The sequence below is a fragment of the Pseudoalteromonas sp. GW168-MNA-CIBAN-0100 genome (assembly GCF_040309225.1).
Taxonomy (GTDB): domain Bacteria; phylum Pseudomonadota; class Gammaproteobacteria; order Enterobacterales; family Alteromonadaceae; genus Pseudoalteromonas; species Pseudoalteromonas arctica.
Genome location: NZ_JBEOOL010000198.1, coordinates 1 through 383, shown reverse-complemented (window position 1 = coordinate 383; position 383 = coordinate 1). Strand labels below are relative to the sequence as shown.

General features: G+C 40.5%; 1 protein-coding gene. It reads right to left on the bottom strand.

The window, feature by feature from the left end; translation table 11 throughout:
• The coding region (locus tag AAEY62_RS20715; protein ID WP_350636153.1) for an efflux RND transporter permease subunit at positions 1-383 on the bottom strand (383 nt) is incomplete at both ends.

Below are 383 nucleotides of genomic sequence, written 5' to 3'. Positions count from 1 at the left end.
CCATTGAACAAAGCAAAGCAATCACAACCGTTAATGCCATTGGATGGAACATTTTTCCTTCAACGCCTTCAAGCGCGAAAATAGGTAAATAAACAACGGTGATGATGAATACACCGAATAAAGCGGGTCGAATAACCTCTCGTGTAGCCGTAAAAACAATGTCTAAACGTGCTTTTAAAGAAAGAGGGGTATCACCTCTCATACTTAAACGACGTAAGCAGTTTTCGACGATAATTATCGTACCATCAACCAATAGACCAAAATCTAATGCCCCTAAACTAATCAAGTTTGCACTGACTCGCGTATGTACCATACCGGTTATTGTCATCAACATTGCAAATGGGATCACTAAAGCCGTTAAAAATGCGGCTCTGAAATTCCCC